Source organism: Bacillus sp. RB3 (assembly GCF_030164735.1).
In the GTDB taxonomy this organism is placed as follows: Bacteria; Bacillota; Bacilli; order Bacillales; family Bacillaceae_G; genus Bacillus_A; species Bacillus_A cereus.
Map to the genome: position 1 here is coordinate 1 of NZ_JASNGE010000050.1, position 20,816 is coordinate 20,816.

The window sequence follows — 20,816 nt, forward strand, 5'->3', positions numbered from 1 at the left end:
AGACTTTGCATCTAATCTAGTAGCAGAAGCTACCCTGTGGGAATGCGACTTCTTGTCGCACCATAATTCTCGTTATTGGAAGTCGTTTTAAAATTCTACATGTTTACTATTTTCTTGTTCTTACGAATAAACCACAACACCACAGTTAAAAATAATAAAAAAATCAGTAAAAAGAGCGGTATTTTTTGAATAAAGAAAAATCCTTTCCAAAAATCTAACCTAGTACTATCAGGAGAATCTGTTGCCATCCCACCTATAAAATAAGATAACGGAATGGTAAGTATATTTATCCCTAAACCAATCATTACGAATGATAGATTTTTACTCCAGATTTTTGGTAATGCAGCCATAATAAATAAAACTAATGCAGTACCAATTATAAGAAACAGTACTCCAAAATAAAATGAAAAATATAAAATAATCCCCATAATATCCCTCCAAGGCTTTAATTGTACCATCAATAAGGGTAATTTTAGTTGAATATGATATTCATAGCAAGTTAACATAACGTCTCATTATCGGTAGCGAAGAAAAAAGTGCCCCCTTAATCTCAGAAGGGATTCGCCTTTTTCTATGACTCTATGCATCTTTTTATACATTCCTATTCTAGAGCGCCTTTTGGCTTCCCTATGGTTCCCGGTGTCCCCCTATTTTTTGCATAAAACTTTGTATACTCTTAGCGTGTTTTTTTCAAAAATGCTGGCCGTACCCCTCTTCAGGTGAAGCGCCTTAGATCATCTTTCCCTTATTTTCAAAAGGACCTGCTCATTTAATCCATAAAAACATAAAGTAATTTGAATCCATTAAGATACATGAGTGACTTCTTATTTTTCTCCTACTATTTAAAGGAGGAATTATTATGGGCTTTGGTGGTAGTTGCGGTGGCGGCTGTGGCTTTGCAGGAGGATTTGCTTTATTAGTTGTATTATTTATTTTATTAATTATTGTTGGAGCTTCTTGCTTCTGCTAAAAACTATGGGAAAAGACACTCTTATTTGGGTGTCTTTTCTTTTGTACATTAAAAAACTCACCATCCAACAGAAATGGCGAGATCCTTATATATTATTTAATATCTTGTTTTCTTTAATACTTTTCTTCTTAGTTAAAAATTTATTTGCGTCGTCAACAAATAACCAAAAATTATTATAGAAATTACCAGTCCCACAGCAGCACCAAATAATCCTTGTCCTTCATTACTATTCCAAAATTCCTTTAGATCTGCTTTTGCTTGTTTCCTATTTTCGCCTGTTGAAAATAGATAACGAATGGAATATGTAACAAGTAAAAAGAATGACAAGATTACCTCGATTATATCTATCATGACTTATGTACCTCCCTAATATATGTGAACCAATAATTTCCTTATACATTATATCAGCTAGGGTACACGGAAGTATAACAAATTATTTTTATAATTTAATTTATTAATCGGTAGGGCATTAATACAGGATAGTTCAAGTCGGAGGAATGCGCCTTTGGGTGTTTTTTTATTTCATTTCGACATAATATGACAAAATAGTTGTGATTATATTTGTTATGATAGTTCAGGTAAATCTTACATTTTAAACGCTGGGGGATACATACTATGAACAAAAAACTATTAACAACACTTACTTGTTTCGCTTTATTTATGGGATTAGCAGCATGTTCATCTAACGAGACAGCAAGTACTTCCAAAGAATCTAAAGCTGAGCAAGAAGCACAAAAGGAAGCGGAGAAAGCAAAGAAAGCTGAAGAAAAAGGGACTGTGAAAAAGGAGAAAGCAGAACAAGAGACGGCTGAAAAGCAACGCAAACAGCAAGAAGAGGCTACAAAAAAGGAACAACCAACAACTACTTCTGGTAACACTATTAAAGGCTTAAAAGACGAACTATCCATTGGTATGCCATTTAAAGATTATCTTGCTAAAAAGAAATCATTAAATGTAGAGAATCCCTTCAGTATTTCACTTGGAAAAGGTAATGTAGGTAGTGTTCTTCAAGCTCAAGATGGAGTATTAGTTGTATGTATTGATGGAGAAAAGATATTCGATTTAAAAACATTTAAAAATGTTGATGAAGCTAAAGAATACGAAAAGAGCTTAAAAGTAAAACAATAGATTCGATTCATATTTCTCAATCACCAATATCACTTAATATTGTAAAATATTATTTGGATGAAAGTCCAAATGCATATTATTAAAATTAAAGTGGTTCAAGTCGGAGGAAGGCACCTTAGGGTGTCTTTTCTTTATGCATAAAAAAGCCGTATCTTCCTATGAAGTGCACCCCAATTGTTAGACTGTGTCTAACAATTGGGGTGCACTTCAAGATAATCGGCTTTTTCTTTGTAAATCAAAACAGTAAAATTATCTGAAACCTATAAATATATATTATTACATAAAATATGATTCTTAGTATTCAATAATCAATTAATCCTCATCATACAAATTATCTACAGATTCTTGTAAAGAATCTAATAGATAGTCGCTGAAGTTTTTATAAGTAATGGCATACAGTTCCTTTGAAAAACGACTCCAAAAGACAACAGGGCACTCGCCATCTTTCATTTGATTGGTATCTAAACATGTCACAGTACCATCGATATCATTTAAAACAATGTATTGTTCAGGAAGGTTATATGTTTCTCTATATAACTTGGTATAGTAAACAACGGAAGAATATGCAGCTGTTGTCTCACAACCATGGATATCTATACCATCCAGTCCGCCGCTACCATACTGTTTTAAAAACCAATGATAACTGTTTGGGAACGTAGTGTTTAACATTTGTGCTGCTTCTCGAATTGTATCTTCATTTACCCCTCCCATAAAATCACCATCTTTTTCATATGTGGAAATGATTGAAATAATCTTGTCATTCATCTATTTATTTCCCTTCTAAATGTTCTTTTTCTCTCATTTTCCAATAGTTATTTCTAAAATTATTATACTGTTTATATAGCTCTTTGTCGTTTCTAAAATTTTCTCCTGTTTCTACTAAACCATTCAATGCTTTAGTGAATTCATCATGTTTATTAGCTGGTATTTCAACCATTGCTCCAGGTTCTTTTTGCGTTAAATGATGTAACTCAATTTTGTGGTTATCTTTTGTAAAATGTACCCCGCCTTCTAAAGCTAATTGAAGATTCGACTTTCCGCTTTTATTAACGGATGGTGAGGCGACGTAATCCCAATCTATACTTTTCATACGGTAAACCCTTCTACTAATATCTTTAGTTTGCCCAGCCACTTTAACAGTACCTGTCACTTCATGTGCTGCATATTTACATTGATTTTTCATTGCGTTCTTCTTGAATTTTTTTCATAAATCTAATAAATATTAGTTAAAAAGCTTAATATTTACTCCCTTACTTTTTTAAGGAGAAAGTTTTCTTTATTTTAACAGAGTAAACCTAATATATACTTTTTAATAACTACATATAGAAAAACCATAGAATCTAATTACTTCTATGGTTTTAAATTTATATTTATTTTTGAGTACCACATAAAAAATCTTAACGCTTTCAAGTAGTATTTCATATCCTATAATGTTTCTAATAATAACAATGTTCAGTTTCCTTTCTGGATTTTCATTATTAACTTGTTAATTATAAAAAGTTAATCTCTGATAGTGGATAAAAGGCACGAATTATACTAAAATAATTTCTCCCCTGCTCAGCAAGATATACACTTCCCCATCTACAGAAGTATTCATTTGATTCATTTCTTATGCCACTACAATAATTAATTAGTATTGGTTCAATACTATACGGTTTTACAATGTACTGATTAAAAATCTCATCAACTATATCATCGATTTCAGAAAACGTACTTCTACCATAATTATAAGATTGATCAAACAAAGGAGTACTACTAATAGTAAACCCTCTTTCCAAATAATGCTCATTATATATACGATTTAATACAAAAGATGTTATACAAATTATATTAGCCTTAATAGCTTCTTTAGGCCATGTTGGATAAAGTTCTGAAGCAGCTACGTTTTTTATATATTCCTTAAATTCCACTTTATATCTTGGAGCTAATTCATTAGGATTTCCATCATGAACGATAATGTATTGAGGGATGTTTAAGCTATTTGCATGTTGAGGAAAGTGAGAAAAACGGGGATAGTTTGATCGAAGTTGTCTCTCTAAATAATATTCAGTTAATGCATGTTGAGGAATATTAATTGTTTCAATTAATTGGCGTTCTCCTGTTCGATTAACAGGAACCATTTCCACTCTTTGTTTCGCTGTAGTTTCCGGAAAGATTTGTACACCTCTAATTATTTTAACTCCATAGTTAGGTGCTTCGATTGTAAGAACATATTCTGTATAAGGTTTAGGTCCTGAAGGATTCTGAGAATACTCTTTAGGAGGCGCTGATAGAGAAATGGGACTTGTGAAACCAATGTCATTTGTTTGGAGTGTAGCAATAACTTGACTACTATCCTCTTGCTTACGAATGAATACCTTTGCACCCTTAATAGGTTTATCTGTATTCATTTCATAAACAGATACAATTAATTTACCAGTTGATGCCCGATTAGAATGCCGTGTATCATAATAAATTTGATTTTCATTAAAAAATCGATGTGGTTGATAATAAATTTGCTGTCCTAAATCCAATGGATAAGAATAATTTTCATTCAAATCTATTCGTCCTCCCTCTATGTCTGTTCATTTAATTACTCCTTGTCACTTTTACATACATCACTAATTAAGAAAAGGGATAATATCTATTATTATTGTAGAATGATTGTGTTTGCTGATAATTGGACACATTTGTCATAGAAGAGGGATAAATAGATACTGGATTTTGATTTTGAGAAGGCGCTTGTGTTTTAAGATTTAAACCTGTATTCGTTTGCTGTGGAATTGAATTACTTGTTAAAGACCTTCGGGAAGTTCCCATAGTATATTCTATCTCTTCAAGGACCATCCATAGTTCCTTACGCACTACTCCCGTAACAGTAAAACTTTTTATCTTCTGAAACTCTTTCACTGATACTTCAGTTCCAAGTCCAAAAAAACCATCTAATTGTCCTTCGTAAAAACCATAATCCTTCAATAAATTTTGTAATCTCCTTACAAGCTCTCCTTGGCTACCATTCTGTAAAATTGGATACATGCCAGGGAGATTGGTAACATACACATAAATATCATTCATTTTATTCCAAGTTATTTCATCTACAGCCCCATTTTCAGAAAGTTGAAACTGTCTTTGAAAAGCCCTAACTGCATTTGTAGTACTTGAATTGAACGTACCGTTTACTCTTACTTCTGGAATATCTGTATATCTTTTTCTTATATGGAATAAATACTTTTGAATGGTTTCAACAGCAAGATTTTGATCTCCTTCCTTTAAAATTTTCCCCGGGAAAGATTTGACGACTTGTATAAATTCCGCCAAACGGATTTCAATATCTTTATAGTAATATTTCAAAATATCCAAATAGCTCATTCCTTTTTCTGCTAGACAGAACGTTCCCCATTGATATAGCATTCCTGGTCTTTTAGCATATAGGCATGTTTGCTTTTTCCCATCACGATATTGTGTAAAAAACGGTGTATTTTCTCCATGCTTTGCAAGATATTGCTTAAATACCTCCTCCACTGCATCATCAGTAGATTCAAAGGTATTTCTTCCATGAGTATACTTTTGATCAAACTGTGTAGTACTTGTGATGTCGAATCCTTTTCCTTTAAAAGGGTTTACATAAAGACGATTTAATGTAAAAGTCATAATGCAAAGGGCATTAGCTAACAATGCTTCTTTTTTCCAATTCGGATAAACCTCAGAAGCAACCACATTTTTTATATAATCTTTAAATCTCATTCTGTAATTTCTTGCAGGTGTATTTGGATGACCATCGTGAACGGTAATAAATTCAGGTATTACAATATCTCTATCGGTATCTTCCCTTATCTCTTGTTGCGTCTCGAGTTCTTTTTGTAGTTCCTGTTGGGATTCCTGCTGGGGATATTGTCCGATTAAAGTATGTTCCGGAATATCAATTATTTCAACAAGATCCCGTCCTTCTGCGCCACTAATAGGTATAAGTTCCATTTTCTGAATAGCAGTAACATCTTCAAAAATTTGTGTACCGCGCAGTACTACAGGTGCATAGCCTGCAGCTTCAATGGAAATTGCATATTCTGAATAAGGTTTAGATCCTAAAGGATCGGTAGCATTCTCTTTAGGGGGTGTAGGCAAGGCAACTGTATTTGTTTCACCGAATTCATTCGTATATAAAGTAATAACCTCACTTTGTCGTGAAGCTAAAATACGCCCTTCATTTGTCATTTTATAAATTGATACTTTAACACCCTTAATCGGTCTTTCTGTGCCTTTTTCATATATTTTTGCAAATATCTTTCCACTTGGTTGCCGATAAAAAGCTTCCTGACCTTCATCACTCACTCCTGCTATAAAATGTGGTGGTTTAGAATTCCCTGAAGAATATGGTGGATAATTATACAAATTCATCTCTCCTCTCATCAAATCCTATTTATATTAAAACTCTCGTATATAAACAAAATAAAAAGGCCCTTTATCCATGATATTATGCTCAACTCTATTTTTTTGAAATCATATAATTGCCTATTTTCTTTAAAGATTCTATAGATTCTTTAAAAAATAAGTATGGACTACTCTATTAATACTTGACCACTTCCTGCTAATCTACCCGAAAAACTCCTTCAATCCAAAAGGTTAATCTAGTTACACTTTTGTTACATACTATAAAAGCTAAATAACCTTATTTACAAAGATAATTTTATATAACTCAATTTTATACTTGCTCAAATCCTCTCTAAAATCACGGAACACACGTTTGTACAACTCTATTTTTTCACTATCTTCTGCTAATCTATCCAAAATAACTCTTCAATCCAAAAGATTAATCTAGTTACACTTTTGTTACATACTATAAAAGTTAAATAACCTTATTTACAAAGATAATTTTAAGTAATTCAAATTTATACTTGCTTATAACAAAGAAAGTTATGAATTAAAGATTTCAGTTGATTTATAAAGCACTTGTTTTAAATTACTTCTTTAAAATCTATATTTAAGGAATAGAAAAAATACTTACAAATATTTAAATAAAGTAACTTTACTTTTAGCAAGTTGAGTGAATAAAACTGAATATATTAACCGCTATTTCTTTTACGATTAGTACCGGTCATATTAAAGTTCAATTCAGCTATAATAAATAACAGTATTCTAAAATCAAGGGGTGAAATATGGAGAATTTACCCACTTTAAAATTAGGCTCTACAGGATATTATGTAACAGTCCTCCAATTAAATTTAAACGGTTTGGGAGTAAACTTCGACAAGCTTGCTATTACCGGTTTTTTTGACGAAAAAACAAATAAATGCACAAAAATTTTTCAAGAAAAAAATAAATTAAATCCAAATGGAATAGTAGAAGTTAACACATGGAGATCATTGTTTGAGAACGTAATATTAATACAAAAGAAGCTGCAATCTATGGGGACTTATTTTGGAGAACTTGATGGGCTATTCAATGTATCGACTACCCAAGCCATACAAGAATACCAAAAAAATCTAAATTTATACCCTTCTGGAGATATTACACCTAGAACACGCCACAAATTGTTTAATCCCAATTCTCAATCTGAATTTTATACTAGCTCTAATCACTTACACTCCTTACACCCATATGTTGAGATGTTGGCTAAAGAGTTTCTTCAAGTAACAAAAGCTAATGGCTTAGATGTTCGAATATATTCCGCATTTAGGAGCTGGAGTGAACAAGACCGTTTATTTTCTTTAGGAAGATGGCAACCAGGTAAAAAGGTTACAAATGCTCGGGGCGGGGAATCATATCACAATTGGGGATTGGCATTTGATGCTGCACCTTACGAAAATAACTCTATACCTTGGGGTAACATCAAAAAATTCAAGCAAATAGGGTATATAGGAGAAAAACTTGGTTTAAATTGGGGTGGGCGTTTTACTACCCTAGTTGATTATCCGCATTTCGAGTATTCTTTTGGATTAAGTACTTGGGATCTCCTTAACGGTATTACTCCTCCTCTTGAAGTGATTTAGCTTTTCATAAAACCTAAATCACTTCAAGAGTTTTTTATTCCTAAAGAAAGAATCATCTACCTGGATGCTTGAATTGTCCAGTCTACAAAGTGAGCGAATTAATTACATAATTAATATCAAAAAATCCAAATATATCATCCCTAGCTAATCCAAATGAAAAATTCCAGACAAAAATAATATGAAATAATGAATAAACACTAATTCTGCTTAAGAAAAACACCAGGATTAAAATGGTAATATCTTTAAGGAGATCCTGCTTTATGCGTAACGATCAAGTAAGCAATATTTTCTTTGCTCTAAAAAAATAAAACGTACCTATAATGTTTCCTTTGAAACTAAACAGACTATTTACCTTCTACTATAACCATGACTTTTTTATAAATTCTGTATTCTCACTAACAAACTCTGCTTTAACAGCTGGAATTTGTAGGAATAGAACTGCATTATTTACATTATAACAACTAGTAAATATTATAATTCCATATATTAATATGAGTTTTATAAATTCAAAAACACTTTATACACACATATATATAATATATTATCCCTATCTATCTTTTTAAATCAATATATATGTTAAATGCATGTTTCTTTAATAGAGTATAAAAATATTTAATAAGTACATAATAAGGTTGCTATGTTTGCTTTTATTTTTTTAGTAGCAATATAATATAGCAAATTAACAATATTAAAAATAATGAAAGTAAGGTGTAAAAAAATGAACAAGAATCTGGTTAGGGTTTCAGGTAGTGAACGTAATGTCCCATCTAACGCAAAGAAGGTGGCTTCAGCTGACCCAAATGAAAAGATGTTAGTAACCATTGTTGTTAAACGTCCTTCTAATACTGAAAAGTTGAAATCTATGATTGAAAAAGCAACTACTAGTCCGCTTTCAGAACGTGGTCACCTTAGCCATGAAGAGTTTGAGTCCAAGCATGGCGCTAATCCTAATGATTTGAAAAAGATAGAAGCATTTGCAAATGAACAAGGGCTAGAGGTAAAAGACATAAATGTTGCTGCTGGAACAGTTAGGTTAGCGGGAACTGTAGATAGATTCAGTACAGCATTTGGTGTGGAGCTTGCTCAATATGAGCACCCTGACTTTACATATCGCGGACGTACAGGGCATGTACATGTTCCAGAAGAAATTTCTGATATTGTTGAAGCCGTTTTAGGATTAGATAACAGACCACAAGTGTCTCCACATATTTGTATGTTGGAAGAAGATAAGGTTGTAAGTGCAGCTGCAAGAAAAACATTTACACCACCCGAAGTAGCAAAGCTTTATAATTTTCCATCTTTAAATTGTAAGGACCAATGCATCGCTATTGTAGAATTTGGCGGGGGATACAATCCTAATGATATGGTACAATACTTTAATCGCTTAGGAGTTTCTCAACCAAAACTAGTTGATGTACTTGTAGATGGAGCTCATAATCAAACAGGGGATGCTGCAGATGGTGAAGTACAGTTAGACATTGAGGTAGCCGCTGCAGTTGCTCCTGGGGTGAAAATTGCTATGTATTTTGCACCAAATACGGACGCTGGATTTCTTCATGGTATCAACAAAGCTATCCATGATCAAATTAACAAACCTTCTGTAATTTCTATAAGTTGGGGTGCATCTGAAGATAGCTGGACGAATCAAGCTAGAATAGCTTTAGATCGAGCTTTCCAAGATGCTGCAACACTTGGCATAACAGTATGTTGTGCCGCGGGGGATAATGGTTCATCAGATTTTAACCAAGATGGTTCTGCACCAGACCAATTACTTCACACTGATTTCCCTGCATCTAGTCCTTTTGCTTTAGCATGTGGTGGTACACGTTTAGAAGGGAACGATCACACAATAACTAATGAGGTTGTTTGGAACAATAGTCCTGCAAGGCAAATTGCTACTGGTGGCGGAGTGAGTGATGTATTCCCTCTTCCAAGCTGGCAGATAAATGCACATGTTCCGTCTTCAGCTAATCCAGGGGGAAAAAGTGGGCGTGGTGTTCCAGACGTGGCAGGTAATGCTGATCCAGAAACAGGGTATCAAATTGAAGTAAATGGGCAACAAACTGTTACTGGTGGAACTAGCGCTGTAGCTCCTCTTTGGGCTGGTTTAATTGCAAATATCAATCAACAATTGGGTCACTCAATCGGATTTATCAATCCAGTTTTATATAAGTTATCGACTCAAACTGGTATATTTCATGATATTACAGTCGGAAATAATAATGTAAATAATGGAAACGGTGCTTATAAAGCATCTTCCGGGTGGGATGCTTGTACAGGATTAGGTAGTCCGGATGGAACTAATTTAATGAACGCTCTTGAAAATCTCAATGGTTAAAGTTAGATGACCTCACAAGTTAATAGACCTTGAAAGTGTAACTGTATTAAAAATAACACTAAACTTTTTGTGAATTTCATCAAAAAGTTTAGTGTTATTTTCATTTCTCTTTGTTGTGTAAGGATTTCATTTCACGGATTTTATGCATTATACATTCTACGGTTTTAACCATAATTTTCATCTATATAAGTAATTCATACATGGGCTTAAATTTTTGTATCAATTTCATCTAATCTTTTTGGATTTACCTTTTCCTCATCTATTGTCATCTGTATTTTTTGCTTAGAATTTGCTGTTACCACCCAAGCATTCGGTAAATAACAATCATCATGAGATAATGTGGAAGGCGAATTTATAACCTTTCCCCCTAAATATAGCGTAGCAGAAGAACCTCCATCCATTGCCAACGCATTTATAGCTCCTTTTTCATATAGGATATCTTGACACTCTTTTAACGTAGCCCCTATGCTATGTTTGCCTACCATCTATCTCTAGAAACATTATTGTGCCGTCTTCTTTTTGGGCCATAATACTTCGTGGAGCCGAACCCCAACCACCGTCTCCTTCTGTAATCATTTTTTCTCCATTCACAATAAACTTATTCCTTATGGATGGGAGAAAAAGCATTTTTATCAAACTTTATTCAAAAGATACATCTAAATCCTAGATAGAAAAAATACCGTTTTTTCTATCTAGGATTTTATTTTGGTAGCTTGATAGTGATGTAGCGGTACCCCGTAAACGTCCAATAGCTCTAAAATATACAAAAATTAAGAAATATGAAAAACACACTCTTATGAGTGCCCTTATTAGCAACTAAGTCTGCTGCAGCTATTACCATATCTCATATAAATTTCACCTGTAAGAGGAAATTTTGAATTCATATTTAATTATTAAAATAAGCCGCACCAAAGTTTTCATTAAATCTTTTACACCAAACAGAAACCGACCCATATTCATTTACATCTATCCCTTCAGGAATTTCGTAGTTTTGGTCTCCTTTATTTCCCTTTAATTTTCCCAATTCAATATACTGATAGTTCTTCACGTCTTCATTATTTTTCAAACGATTTGTAGGAACTAATACAACTCGTACATCTGGCCCATTAGATGTTGCAAAATTAGAAAGTCGTAAAACACGTTTTCCATCCGCTAATTGGTGAATTTTTGCCGTTCCGGCTGTTTCATGAACACCGTTTTGAAACTGACCTTCCCTTATTACTCGATCACTTTGCTGCTTTACTTCAGTTGATTGTATCTCTGCTTGTGGCAATGATTCATTTACGTGCTTATCAATAAATAATTTCTCTGGTCGGAACAATGACCATAAAATCCCCAATACAATTATCAAACCACCTATAAGCCATACATATCTTCTTTTCATAAAGTAAAAAACCTCCTGTAACATACTGTGTAGTAGTATGTTAACAAGAAGGTCTTTCATTTTTCTAACGTAAATGTTACAAAAGTCTTTCAGCCATCTTATTTTTTTACTGATGTGATGGGAAGAGTGAACCAAAATTCACTTCCCTGCTTACCGTCTGCGCGATTCCTTACACCAATTTCCCCTTTGTGCATTTCAATTAATGATTTTGCAATGGCTAATCCAAGTCCGGAACCTCCAGATTGTGAACTTCTTGATCGGTCTGTTCTAAAAAAACGTTCAAATACACGTAATTGATCATTTGGAGAAATTCCTATTCCTTCATCCCGCAAAGTGAATTGGACCTTTTGAGTTAGTTTATTTTCCACTACAGTCAACTCAATTGTTCCAGAGATAGGAGAATATCGAATTGCATTATGTAATAAATTTCCTATGACCCTTTCTATTTTACAAGGCATAATTAAAAGTCTAGGTAATGTATCTGGAACAACCAATTGCACATCGATTTGTTTGTCTTCCAATAAGACAGAATGCGACTCTAATACATCTAATAGAACTTTATCTAAATGTGTGAAACTTGGGTGAAAATCTACTTGCTCAAATTCTAATTTCGAAAGATCAAATAAGTCGTTAATTAATCCACTTAATCTTTCTATTTCTTTTAAAATCGTCGCTAAGTATTGCTTTTTCATTTCAGGATCTTCAATCAGGTTATCTTGTAATGCTTCTATCATCATTTGCATGCTAGCCATAGGTGTTCGTAAGTCGTGTGAGATATTGGTAATTAGCTCCTTACGAGAGTTTTCCTGTTTCTCTAACTTAGTAAAGCCTTCTTCTAGTTTTTTTGCCATCTGCTGAAAGGCTGTTGCTAATTCTTTAAACTCACGTGGTTCTTGCCCAATTATATACATTGTTTCAAAGTGTCTATCACTAAATTGTTTCGTCAATTTTATTAAATTTTGTATAGATCTCATGATAGGGCGTGTCATTAACCAAAAAATAAACGTTGAAATAATAAATGCCACAAATGCAATTACTGTTAATAACCGCGTTTGTTCCGGTTCAAGTAACATTTTCGTCTCACTATACCATATAGCAATTACCATAATACCGGTACTTAATAAATTCATGAGTAACAATTGAATACGTAATCTCACGTTTCATTTCCTCCATTCGGCTCAAAGCGATATCCTATACCCCAAACCGTATGAATCCAGCGATTCTTTATCGTATGCTTCTCGATCTTTTCACGTAAACGGCTCACTAGCACGGTAACCGTGTTTGATGCTCCTTCATGTCCAAAATCCCAAATTAGTTCAAGAAGCTGTGAGCGAGAAAATACTTGTTTTGGATGCTTTGCCATAAGATAAAGTACCTCAAACTCTTTTACCGTTAACTCCACTTCCTTATTACAAACAAGTACACATCTTGTCTTTGGATATATTTTTAAGTCTGGAAATTCTATCACTTCCGATAGAGATTCTTTTATTTGTATTGGTACTTGGCTTCCTCTTCTTAGTATAATTTGGACCCTTAATACTAATTCACGAGGGGAAAATGGCTTTGTTAAATAATCATCCGCCCCCATTGTTAAGCCTAAAATTCGATCCCTTTCTTCTCCCTTAGCAGTTAACATAATAATAGGAACGTTTGATTGTTGACGAATTTCCTCGCATAATTCCCATCCATCTTTTTTTGGCATCATCAAATCTAATATAATTAAATCTGGTTGATATGTAAGAAATAAATCCCAACCTTCTTTACCATTTACAGCAGTATATACTTCATATTCTTCTCTTTCTAAATACCGTTTGCATACTTCTCGAATATTTTCTTCATCTTCTACAATTAAAATTCTTTTCTTCATATACTATCCTCACTTTTTTTCATCAATAACAAAAAAATTTATTTTTTCTATTCTCGAATAAATATATATAAACTGATTGTATCAACAAATCAAAATTCCTCATTTCAACATCCAAACAAATAAAAATTCAGAATACTATTTATGTAATACAGATAGTAATCTTAACATTTGATTACTTATATGCCTAGATAAGTATTTAAAATAGTAGTGTCTAAATCATATAAATTAAAAGGAATGAGTCCGATTCAACATCAAACTCATTCCCTATTAGTAGTCTAAATTTTTGTATCTAACTTTTCTTATTCAGTTCATTACCGTTAATTATCAATCTTAGCAACAGAACTGTTACCTATTACTGAGCTCTCGATAAATTCCATGCTATAGTATCCGTCCCGTTTTCTCCATTACCATATTTCATATAATCAATTAAATATCCTACCTTTAACTTGTTACCATTAGATAGTATGTTCCATTGCTTATGGTGTCCAGTGAAATTCTTTGGGTATGCATGATTAAATTTAAAAGTACTTGCGTTCTGTTTTTGATCTAAATGAATATAACTATCTTGAAGTTTTAAATATGCATAATCTGAATAAATAGGATTTTGGAATTTAATTAATACCTCTTCATCCTTTTTAATTGGTTTTCCGGGTTTAGGTTGACCTACTCTTTCAATAATTACATTCACTTTTTCATCACTAGATTGCTCAGCCCACAGATACTCCCATTTATTCCCGGCGTGATGACTTCCCCAATAAGCGGTATTTCCATATGAAGCTATAGTATAAGGAATTCCTTCAGTAACAAATTCACCTGAATTATCTACTACATAATCTTCAAACTCTTTATTAGCTTTAACTTCAGTATCAATCTTTTGTGTAGGCGTTAGATTGTGTGCGTCATTGATTTCAAATGTAACTTTTCTGTGCGCAGCAATTTCAGATTTAATAGGGTGTATATTTTCTCTAGATTCATATGTAAATCCATTCTCACGTTTAACTAGTTTTACTGTTTGTGACGGAGCATTCCATTTCTTGCCATAAGTAGTAGGAATCTCTTTACTCACCCCAAATAAACCAGGTAAAATTGTTGCCCTAATCTTTTGCGTCACAGAATCATAACTACCTTCTACTAATGTTGGTTGCTGTAGTTTTGCAAAAGCACCGTGTACAGAGTCTTTATGTAAATAACCGCGATCTCCCTGTCCCGCTTTTAAATCGTTTAATGCATCAGTTCCATTATTAGCTGAAACCACTGATACGTTATTAGTACTTTTAGCCTTGTTTACAATATGATTTACTTTTTTCGTATCTATATTTACATGTTGAAAAACTTCGTTATAGGATAAAACTGGCTTATCAGAAAGGGATTTGTCTTTAGGAGTATATACTCTAAACTTTGGTATATTTCCTATATCTGTTTCTAATTGTTCAGTAGCTGCATGCACTCTAGACTCATATCTCCCTGAATCCCCCAAATGCATAATTTCTTCACCTTTTTCAATAGATAAATCCATTGTACTTGTAGGTAAAACTTCAATCGAAAGAAGTTCCCCTTGTTCAACAGCTTTCAATTCATCCAAAGATAAGACAATATTTGCATCTGCTTGTCCTTCTAAACTGTCAATAACTACTTCTGTTTTATTGCGTCCACCTTTTTCTGTACTTAAATAGTTTGCTTTATAACGATCTTGAGTTGCCTTTACAGTATTAATAATTTTGTTTCCTAAACGAATATTAAAATGTGGCGAAACATTTTCAGCGGATGCTGTTCCTACATTCTTATATTCCAAATGTACCCGTAATTTTGCTGCGTTCGCTGTATCTACAGTTGTTGCAGTAGACCAATCAAAATTATTTGTATAACTCTCTGTTTCCGTAGTTGTTTTTGAATATCCGTATCCCACATTTGCTGAAACACTTCCGGAAGGAACAGGACCGGCTGCTGAGCCTTCTACACCACCTGAACCACTTAGACCTACATTAAATGAATGTTGTGTAGATACGCTTTTTTCCCATCCTCTGCTAACGGATCCGCCATTATTATCCGTAATGGTTGCAATAGGAATTACTTCAATACGTTTGACACCAATTTGCAAATTCGGTATGTTGGCAATTATCGGATTGAAATTAGTATCAGAATCGTTGTTATAATTCTCAACTTCATACATATCGGTAAAAGGATCACCATCCGTATTTGCATTCATAGGATTCGATATAAATTTTGGTTTTCCTTTATCCTTCTCAGGATCCCATGCTTTCGCTTCATTTTTTCCAGTTTGTGAATTGAATTCAATTTTATATCCATTAATCTCTAAGTCGTTAGAAATACCATCTTTGTCCCAATCATTGTTTGCCATTTCAATGTTTTGTGTAATGAGCGAACCTATCTCCCCATCGGATCCGAGCGTGAAATTCTTATCTTCTTTTTTTGCATTTGCATTCTCTTTGAATATTTCAACTGTACCTCCTGGATTCGGTTGTTTTACATCTGCTAAAGCTGGAGATGCTAGAGTCAGTGCCATCGATACACTACCTAATACACTAATTGCTGGCTTTAATTGTTTCATTGTTATTTTTCCTCCTTGGTTTCTAGGTCAATTAGAACACATACTAGTAAGATTAATTTCATCATATATAACAAATCTTTCTTTTCTCTCTCATAACTGTTAAAAAAGTCTCTCGTAAATATTACAAAACACTTACAGAGTTTTTAAAAGCCATAAAATCTATATATGAATCATCAAAAAGCAGTAAAATGTAGAATCGATTCCAATATATACAAAAAAGCAGCTAGCCAAAGCTAACTGCTCACTAACTTATAAAATTTCAATAAGAGAATGTATTAATTTTGAAGTGAGCAAGTTGGGACAGCGGCTTCAACTATAGTTCCCTTATTCACTTCACTCTCAATAAATACCTTTCCCTGGTGTGTTTCAATAATTTTATAAGGGGGAGCACCACATCGCTATCAAGCTAACTAGACAGAATACCCCCTAAAAAGAAAAAGGCATTATTCTTTCTGAGAAATCATAGGAAAGGATAACGCCTTTTTATCAATATGGGGTATAGCCGAGATACGTGTAAAGATAGGTCATAGACTTACATTTATTTCTAATTACATTTGAAATCAGCTATTATATTTTCATAAAATTACAGCTTAGATGATATTTAGCTAATTGTCTAAAGAAAATGTATGCATGGCTTTGCTGTGTGTTTTATCAATGTAGTTTTTGAATTTTAGAAACAAGAAAAGGAATCCTTAATAGCTTAAGGATTCTGCAACAGGAAAGAACAAATATATAATAATAAAAAGAATTACTTATATTATAATTTTAAAAAAAGACAAATATGTTGAGAAAACTCGAAATGGATTGAATATTTATATGTACTTATTTATAATTGATTAAGAGTTGGAGTAGTAATCTGTCATCTGTTCCTTTTTTAAAGAAGATTGATCTCAATCTTCTATTTTTTGTGTTTTTTCCTCTTCTCTCGAAAAAAGGAAAAAGAATTACTTAAGAATTGTGGAAATTACTTGCTTGTAGGCTAGTTGTTACTTTCCATGAACCATCATTAGGACGGTAATTTTATCTGTTGCAAGGATCTGCCCACGTACTGGAACACCATTCCCTAAAAATACAGTTACTTCCCCTTTTTTCTCTTTCAATTGTTCATACATATCTTCTTGTAAGTTATACATGAAATACGCCCCCTATTTGTATCTACTTTTCTTTTAATACTTGCTGCCGCTCATTGTTATCTATTTGTATTTCCCATTCACCTTCTATTTTTCTAAACCATTTTCCTATTTTGCTTACATAATATTTTTTCACTTCACCATTTGGAATCCATATTTCTTGTTCCTGTATTTGACTCATCACTTCATGAAGAATCTCATCATGCTCGTTTTTTCTAGGTTTTCGATGATGCGTTTTTACAAACTGTATGTATTCCCTACGTAACCAATTAGAAATATGCTCTTTTTGTTTTTGCCGGAGATGTGACCACTTTTTATTAGTCTGAAGGAGTTTTCCGTTTACCATTGTATCGTTTTTCATCAACACTCATCCCCTTTTACCTTCTCAATGCATATATACAATTATCGTATCACATTTAAATTAATATACGGCTCTAGATACATATTTCGAAAGAAATCTATCCTAAATAAAAATAATATCTCCATTTCACATAAAGTAGTATCCAAAATAGACGAGACCGAATCCATTAAGCGAATTAATTAGAGAGTCCCACCAATAAAACGCGAGTTTCGTACGCTAAGGATTTATTTCTTTAAAGAACTTGGTTTTTTCATACGTTAAGAAGGTTCCTTAAACGGTCATTTTTAGAATTTTATAATCGAGTATATTTTATTGAAAAATTAGAGTTGACCATAAAACCAATATCCGATATATTGGTTTTATGAAAAAAGATATTATTAAACCCATTAAACGTATGTCATTTAGAGATGAAGTATATCTAACTTTGAAAAAAGCAATCGTTACATTAGAGTTGCAACCAGAGCAACGCTTAAATGACAAAGAATTAGCAGAAGAATTTGGAATTAGCCGTACTCCAGTTAGAGAGGCGTTGAAGCGTCTTGAGGATGAAGGACTTGTTGAATCTATTCCTGGTTCAGTTACTCGTGTTGCACCATTAAATATTGAGGAGGCGAAACACGCATTTACTGTGGTAGCAGTTTTACACTCGTTAGCTGCTCGTTTAGCAGTACCATTATTAAAAGAGTCGGATATTCAAGAATTAGAGTTCAGTAATAAGGCTTTACTATTATCTATTGAAAAAAAAGATATTATAAAAGCAATTGAAGCTGACGAGTTATTCCACAATGTTTTTTTAGATGTGGCAGGAAATCCTGAAATCATTCGTGCGTTAGAACCAAGTATATCTAAGATTCAACGTCTCGAAATTTCTCAGTTCACTTCTATAAATGGTCTAAAGTCAGTAGAACAACATCAGCAAATTATAGAGGCTTGCAAAAATAAAGATAACGAAAAAACAGCGCATCTTGTAGAACAAAACTGGTTAAGTCTTGAGAAATTAATGACTTATGAGGCAGATTGAGGTGAGAAATTTGCGCCCTATTTTTTTAGGTATATGTGCTGCTTTCTTTTTTGCTTTCACATTTATATTAAATCGAGCAATGGAGTTATCAGGTGGTAGCTGGATATGGAGTGCTTCATTAAGGTTTATTTTTATGCTTCCATTCCTTTTACTTCTTGTTATGAGTCGAAAAAAATTAAAAGTATTATTACAAGTTATGAGAGAGGATTTAAGTGCATGGTTTTTATGGAGTTTTGTAGGTTTTGGTCTATTTTATGCTCCATTATGTTTTGCCGCTGCACATGCACCAGGATGGATTATTGCGGGGACATGGCAAGTTACTATTATATCAGGATCTTTGTTAGCTCCTCTTTTTATCCAAACCTATCAAACACCAGATGGAATTATTAAGACAAGAGGAAAAATTCCAATGAAGGGTATGAGTATGTCATTGATTATTCTTCTTGGTATTTTCCTTATGCAAATGGAACAAGCAAAATCGCTTGCTGTAAAAGATATTATGTTAGGTATTATCCCTGTAATTGTAGCTTCTTTTGCTTATCCACTCGGGAATCGTAAGATGATGGAGATTTGTGGAGATCGTCTAGATGCTTATCAACGTGTCCTTGGAATGACATTAGCTAGCTTACCGTTTTGGTTTTTACTATCCTTGTACGGTCTTTTTACAGCAGGAATACCTAGTAAGGAGCAAACTATGCAATCTATTTTAGTTGCTATTTGCTCTGGTGTAATTGCAACTATCTTATTTTTTAAAGCGACTGATATGGTTAAAGGAGATATGCAGCAACTTGCAACTGTTGAAGCAACACAATCTATGGAGGTGCTTTTTGCTGTTATTGGAGAACTAATCTTATTACATTCTTCATTCCCCTCTATTTTATCTTGGTGTGGCATGTTTGTAATAATGCTAGGAATGATAGCACACAGCTATGTTTCCCATAAAAGTGAAACAGTGCATAACCAAAATATTAGTGCTTAATTGATATTTTAAAATGTACAGTATCAACCCTTTTCTAGCTAGTAAAAGTAATTTTATTATTATAAGTTTTATGTCAGAAATTAATTAAGTAAAAGAATATGAACAAAAGCCGATACCCTTAATATATAGGGAAATCGGCTTTTTCTTTATAAAAATTTTTCTTAGCTTCCTTTACATTAAAGGATTAGTTTGTATATTTGAGGAGATGTGCGAGACAGATGTATATTTAGGATAATCTAATATCTCCCATTCGAATATGATAGAATAGAAGTATATCCCAAATGGAGGAACAGCAAATGAACTCAAACACAAAACAGTTTATTTATGATATCCAGCAAAGAAAAAACAATTATATAGAAAATGCTTTAATAGCAATACAACACCCTAAAAAAGAGCAATCTGAACAGGTCATTCAAAATATAGTAGAGAAGATGGATATGATGATCAGTTTAGTTACTACTTACATGACTATTGAATCAGAATCTATAAAAGAATTAAAAGAGCTTCAGGAAGAAATTATTCATGCCCAAGCATATATTCAAAAACGAAAATTTGAAGAAACACAGAGATAAAACCCTGTGTTTTTATTTGGTGGTCTATTACGCTAATCTGTTATAAATCAAATTACATGTAATTTGATTATTGTTTTGGCATAATCCATACAATTTGTTGAATCCGTACAATATATGGCATTGTATCTTCAATGAGCAAGTGATCTGGTTTCACATCCTTTAACTTTCCTCTTACATTACCTCTTACAGTTTCAATAACCACATGTTTACCAATTACTGATTGTAATGTCTGATATACGTAGGGATTAGGCACACTTACCATATTTTGTTCACTAAAGTCATTTCCCTCCAAATAACTCATTCTATAAGACTCCCTTCTAACTTTCATTCTTTCTCCTAATATATGATATAAATCTTATATATATGCTAGAAGGATAATTCATTATAGGAACGGAAATAACATTTTAATAAGGTACGGTTTCTATTCCTAGATTGCTAAAAAACTATTTATTTGAACTACCCCCACTTTCACTTCGTTTAGAAGTGAGGGATTCCTAAGTAAAGAGTTCTATCGAACTCTAATTGATTAGG

19 protein-coding genes and 2 pseudogenes are annotated in these 20,816 nt (G+C 33.0%); 7 read left to right on the forward strand and 14 right to left on the reverse strand.

Going from position 1 to position 20,816, the window contains the following annotated elements; translation table 11 throughout:
- Positions 1–95 precede the first annotated feature (95 nt).
- Complete coding sequence (locus QO049_RS28780) at positions 96–428, reverse strand: hypothetical protein (RefSeq protein WP_284489729.1); 333 nt, start codon at positions 426–428, stop codon at positions 96–98.
- 431 nt (positions 429–859) lie between these two features.
- Between QO049_RS28780 and QO049_RS28785 the strand changes: the two genes are divergently transcribed.
- Entirely contained in the window at positions 860–970 is a 111-nt protein-coding gene (locus QO049_RS28785; RefSeq protein WP_000505681.1) for a YjcZ family sporulation protein, read from the forward strand.
- A 132-nt stretch (positions 971–1,102) separates the two neighbouring features.
- Here the strand turns inward: QO049_RS28785 and QO049_RS28790 are convergent, their stop codons facing one another.
- Positions 1,103–1,321: a hypothetical protein gene (locus QO049_RS28790; protein WP_098607766.1), complete on the reverse strand. Its 219-nt coding sequence runs from the start codon at positions 1,319–1,321 to the stop codon at positions 1,103–1,105.
- A gap of 264 nt (positions 1,322–1,585) precedes the next feature.
- Here QO049_RS28790 and QO049_RS28795 point away from each other — a divergent pair, with 264 nt between their 5' ends.
- On the forward strand, positions 1,586–2,098 hold the full coding sequence (locus tag QO049_RS28795; protein ID WP_001035635.1) for a hypothetical protein: 513 nt from the start codon (positions 1,586–1,588) through the stop codon (positions 2,096–2,098).
- Positions 2,099–2,410: 312 nt separating this feature from the next.
- Here QO049_RS28795 and QO049_RS28800 read toward each other — a convergent pair whose 3' ends face one another.
- From QO049_RS28800 to QO049_RS28815, 4 genes are all read right to left on the reverse strand, one after another.
- Positions 2,411–2,863 (reverse strand): SMI1/KNR4 family protein, encoded by a 453-nt coding sequence (locus tag QO049_RS28800; RefSeq protein ID WP_098330014.1) that lies wholly within the window; start codon positions 2,861–2,863, stop codon positions 2,411–2,413.
- A 4-nt stretch (positions 2,864–2,867) separates the two neighbouring features.
- Positions 2,868–3,281: an HNH/ENDO VII family nuclease gene (locus QO049_RS28805; RefSeq protein ID WP_246963618.1), complete on the reverse strand. Its 414-nt coding sequence runs from the start codon at positions 3,279–3,281 to the stop codon at positions 2,868–2,870.
- A 307-nt stretch (positions 3,282–3,588) separates the two neighbouring features.
- Complete coding sequence (locus tag QO049_RS28810) at positions 3,589–4,635, reverse strand: SpoIID/LytB domain-containing protein (RefSeq protein ID WP_246963619.1); 1,047 nt, start codon at positions 4,633–4,635, stop codon at positions 3,589–3,591.
- Positions 4,636–4,702: 67 nt separating this feature from the next.
- Positions 4,703–6,466 carry a peptidoglycan-binding protein gene (locus QO049_RS28815; protein ID WP_246963620.1) on the reverse strand — a complete coding sequence of 588 codons (1,764 nt, stop codon included), beginning with the start codon at positions 6,464–6,466 and terminating at the stop codon, positions 4,703–4,705.
- A 764-nt stretch (positions 6,467–7,230) separates the two neighbouring features.
- Between QO049_RS28815 and QO049_RS28820 the strand changes: the two genes are divergently transcribed.
- Both QO049_RS28820 and QO049_RS28825 read left to right on the forward strand, forming a co-directional pair.
- The gene (locus QO049_RS28820; RefSeq protein ID WP_246963621.1) at positions 7,231–8,064 is read left to right on the forward strand and encodes a peptidoglycan-binding protein; all 834 of its coding nucleotides are present in this window, start codon (positions 7,231–7,233) and stop codon (positions 8,062–8,064) included.
- Positions 8,065–8,782: 718 nt separating this feature from the next.
- Entirely contained in the window at positions 8,783–10,402 is a 1,620-nt protein-coding gene (locus QO049_RS28825; protein ID WP_246963622.1) for a S53 family peptidase, read from the forward strand.
- Positions 10,403–10,608: 206 nt separating this feature from the next.
- Here the strand turns inward: QO049_RS28825 and QO049_RS28830 are convergent.
- The 7 genes and pseudogenes from QO049_RS28830 to QO049_RS28860 form a co-directional block, all read right to left on the reverse strand.
- Positions 10,609–10,996: pseudogene (locus QO049_RS28830) on the reverse strand (phosphodiester glycosidase family protein); the annotation flags it as partial.
- A 292-nt stretch (positions 10,997–11,288) separates the two neighbouring features.
- On the reverse strand, positions 11,289–11,786 hold the full coding sequence (locus tag QO049_RS28835; RefSeq protein WP_246963623.1) for a DM13 domain-containing protein: 498 nt from the start codon (positions 11,784–11,786) through the stop codon (positions 11,289–11,291).
- A 76-nt stretch (positions 11,787–11,862) separates the two neighbouring features.
- Positions 11,863–12,943: pseudogene (locus QO049_RS28840) on the reverse strand (sensor histidine kinase).
- Positions 12,940–13,653 carry a response regulator transcription factor gene (locus QO049_RS28845; RefSeq protein WP_246963625.1) on the reverse strand — a complete coding sequence of 238 codons (714 nt, stop codon included), beginning with the start codon at positions 13,651–13,653 and terminating at the stop codon, positions 12,940–12,942. The pseudogene QO049_RS28840 and the gene QO049_RS28845 overlap by 4 nt, the downstream one beginning before the upstream one ends.
- Positions 13,654–14,005: 352 nt before the next feature.
- Positions 14,006–16,222 carry a binary toxin-like calcium binding domain-containing protein gene (locus tag QO049_RS28850; protein WP_246963626.1) on the reverse strand — a complete coding sequence of 739 codons (2,217 nt, stop codon included), beginning with the start codon at positions 16,220–16,222 and terminating at the stop codon, positions 14,006–14,008.
- Positions 16,223–17,208: 986 nt separating this feature from the next.
- On the reverse strand, positions 17,209–17,355 hold the full coding sequence (locus QO049_RS28855; RefSeq protein WP_242245330.1) for an RNA chaperone Hfq: 147 nt from the start codon (positions 17,353–17,355) through the stop codon (positions 17,209–17,211).
- A 22-nt stretch (positions 17,356–17,377) separates the two neighbouring features.
- Positions 17,378–17,713, reverse strand: a complete 336-nt coding sequence (locus QO049_RS28860) for a transposase (protein ID WP_246963201.1) — start codon at positions 17,711–17,713, stop codon at positions 17,378–17,380.
- A 361-nt stretch (positions 17,714–18,074) separates the two neighbouring features.
- On the opposite strand from QO049_RS28860, the gene QO049_RS28865 reads away from it, so the two are divergent.
- From QO049_RS28865 to QO049_RS28875, 3 genes are all read left to right on the forward strand, one after another.
- Positions 18,075–18,734 carry a GntR family transcriptional regulator gene (locus tag QO049_RS28865; protein ID WP_246963214.1) on the forward strand — a complete coding sequence of 220 codons (660 nt, stop codon included), beginning with the start codon at positions 18,075–18,077 and terminating at the stop codon, positions 18,732–18,734.
- Entirely contained in the window at positions 18,721–19,713 is a 993-nt protein-coding gene (locus QO049_RS28870) for a DMT family transporter (protein WP_246963218.1), read from the forward strand. Before QO049_RS28865 ends, QO049_RS28870 begins: the two co-directional genes overlap by 14 nt.
- Positions 19,714–20,009: 296 nt before the next feature.
- Complete coding sequence (locus QO049_RS28875) at positions 20,010–20,285, forward strand: hypothetical protein (RefSeq protein WP_001087714.1); 276 nt, start codon at positions 20,010–20,012, stop codon at positions 20,283–20,285.
- 67 nt (positions 20,286–20,352) lie between these two features.
- Here QO049_RS28875 and QO049_RS28880 read toward each other — a convergent pair whose 3' ends face one another.
- On the reverse strand, positions 20,353–20,586 hold the full coding sequence (locus tag QO049_RS28880; protein WP_000120813.1) for a YuzF family protein: 234 nt from the start codon (positions 20,584–20,586) through the stop codon (positions 20,353–20,355).
- Between the last annotated feature and the right edge of the window lie 230 nt (positions 20,587–20,816).

Coding starts and splice junctions, on each gene's coding strand:
- QO049_RS28850 (WP_246963626.1), bottom strand. CDS start 16,222: ATGAAACAATTAAAGCCAGCAATTAGTGTATTAGGTAGTGTATCGATG.
- QO049_RS28795 (WP_001035635.1), top strand. CDS start 1,586: ATGAACAAAAAACTATTAACAACACTTACTTGTTTCGCTTTATTTATG.
- QO049_RS28855 (WP_242245330.1), bottom strand. CDS start 17,355: ATGTATAACTTACAAGAAGATATGTATGAACAATTGAAAGAGAAAAAA.
- QO049_RS28805 (WP_246963618.1), bottom strand. CDS start 3,281: ATGAAAAATCAATGTAAATATGCAGCACATGAAGTGACAGGTACTGTT.
- QO049_RS28790 (WP_098607766.1), bottom strand. CDS start 1,321: ATGATAGATATAATCGAGGTAATCTTGTCATTCTTTTTACTTGTTACA.
- QO049_RS28800 (WP_098330014.1), bottom strand. CDS start 2,863: ATGAATGACAAGATTATTTCAATCATTTCCACATATGAAAAAGATGGT.
- QO049_RS28870 (WP_246963218.1), top strand. CDS start 18,721: ATGAGGCAGATTGAGGTGAGAAATTTGCGCCCTATTTTTTTAGGTATA.
- QO049_RS28865 (WP_246963214.1), top strand. CDS start 18,075: ATGAAAAAAGATATTATTAAACCCATTAAACGTATGTCATTTAGAGAT.
- QO049_RS28860 (WP_246963201.1), bottom strand. CDS start 17,713: ATGAAAAACGATACAATGGTAAACGGAAAACTCCTTCAGACTAATAAA.
- QO049_RS28845 (WP_246963625.1), bottom strand. CDS start 13,653: ATGAAGAAAAGAATTTTAATTGTAGAAGATGAAGAAAATATTCGAGAA.
- QO049_RS28835 (WP_246963623.1), bottom strand. CDS start 11,786: ATGAAAAGAAGATATGTATGGCTTATAGGTGGTTTGATAATTGTATTG.
- QO049_RS28785 (WP_000505681.1), top strand. CDS start 860: ATGGGCTTTGGTGGTAGTTGCGGTGGCGGCTGTGGCTTTGCAGGAGGA.
- QO049_RS28780 (WP_284489729.1), bottom strand. CDS start 428: ATGGGGATTATTTTATATTTTTCATTTTATTTTGGAGTACTGTTTCTT.
- QO049_RS28820 (WP_246963621.1), top strand. CDS start 7,231: ATGGAGAATTTACCCACTTTAAAATTAGGCTCTACAGGATATTATGTA.
- QO049_RS28825 (WP_246963622.1), top strand. CDS start 8,783: ATGAACAAGAATCTGGTTAGGGTTTCAGGTAGTGAACGTAATGTCCCA.
- QO049_RS28880 (WP_000120813.1), bottom strand. CDS start 20,586: ATGAGTTATTTGGAGGGAAATGACTTTAGTGAACAAAATATGGTAAGT.
- QO049_RS28875 (WP_001087714.1), top strand. CDS start 20,010: ATGAACTCAAACACAAAACAGTTTATTTATGATATCCAGCAAAGAAAA.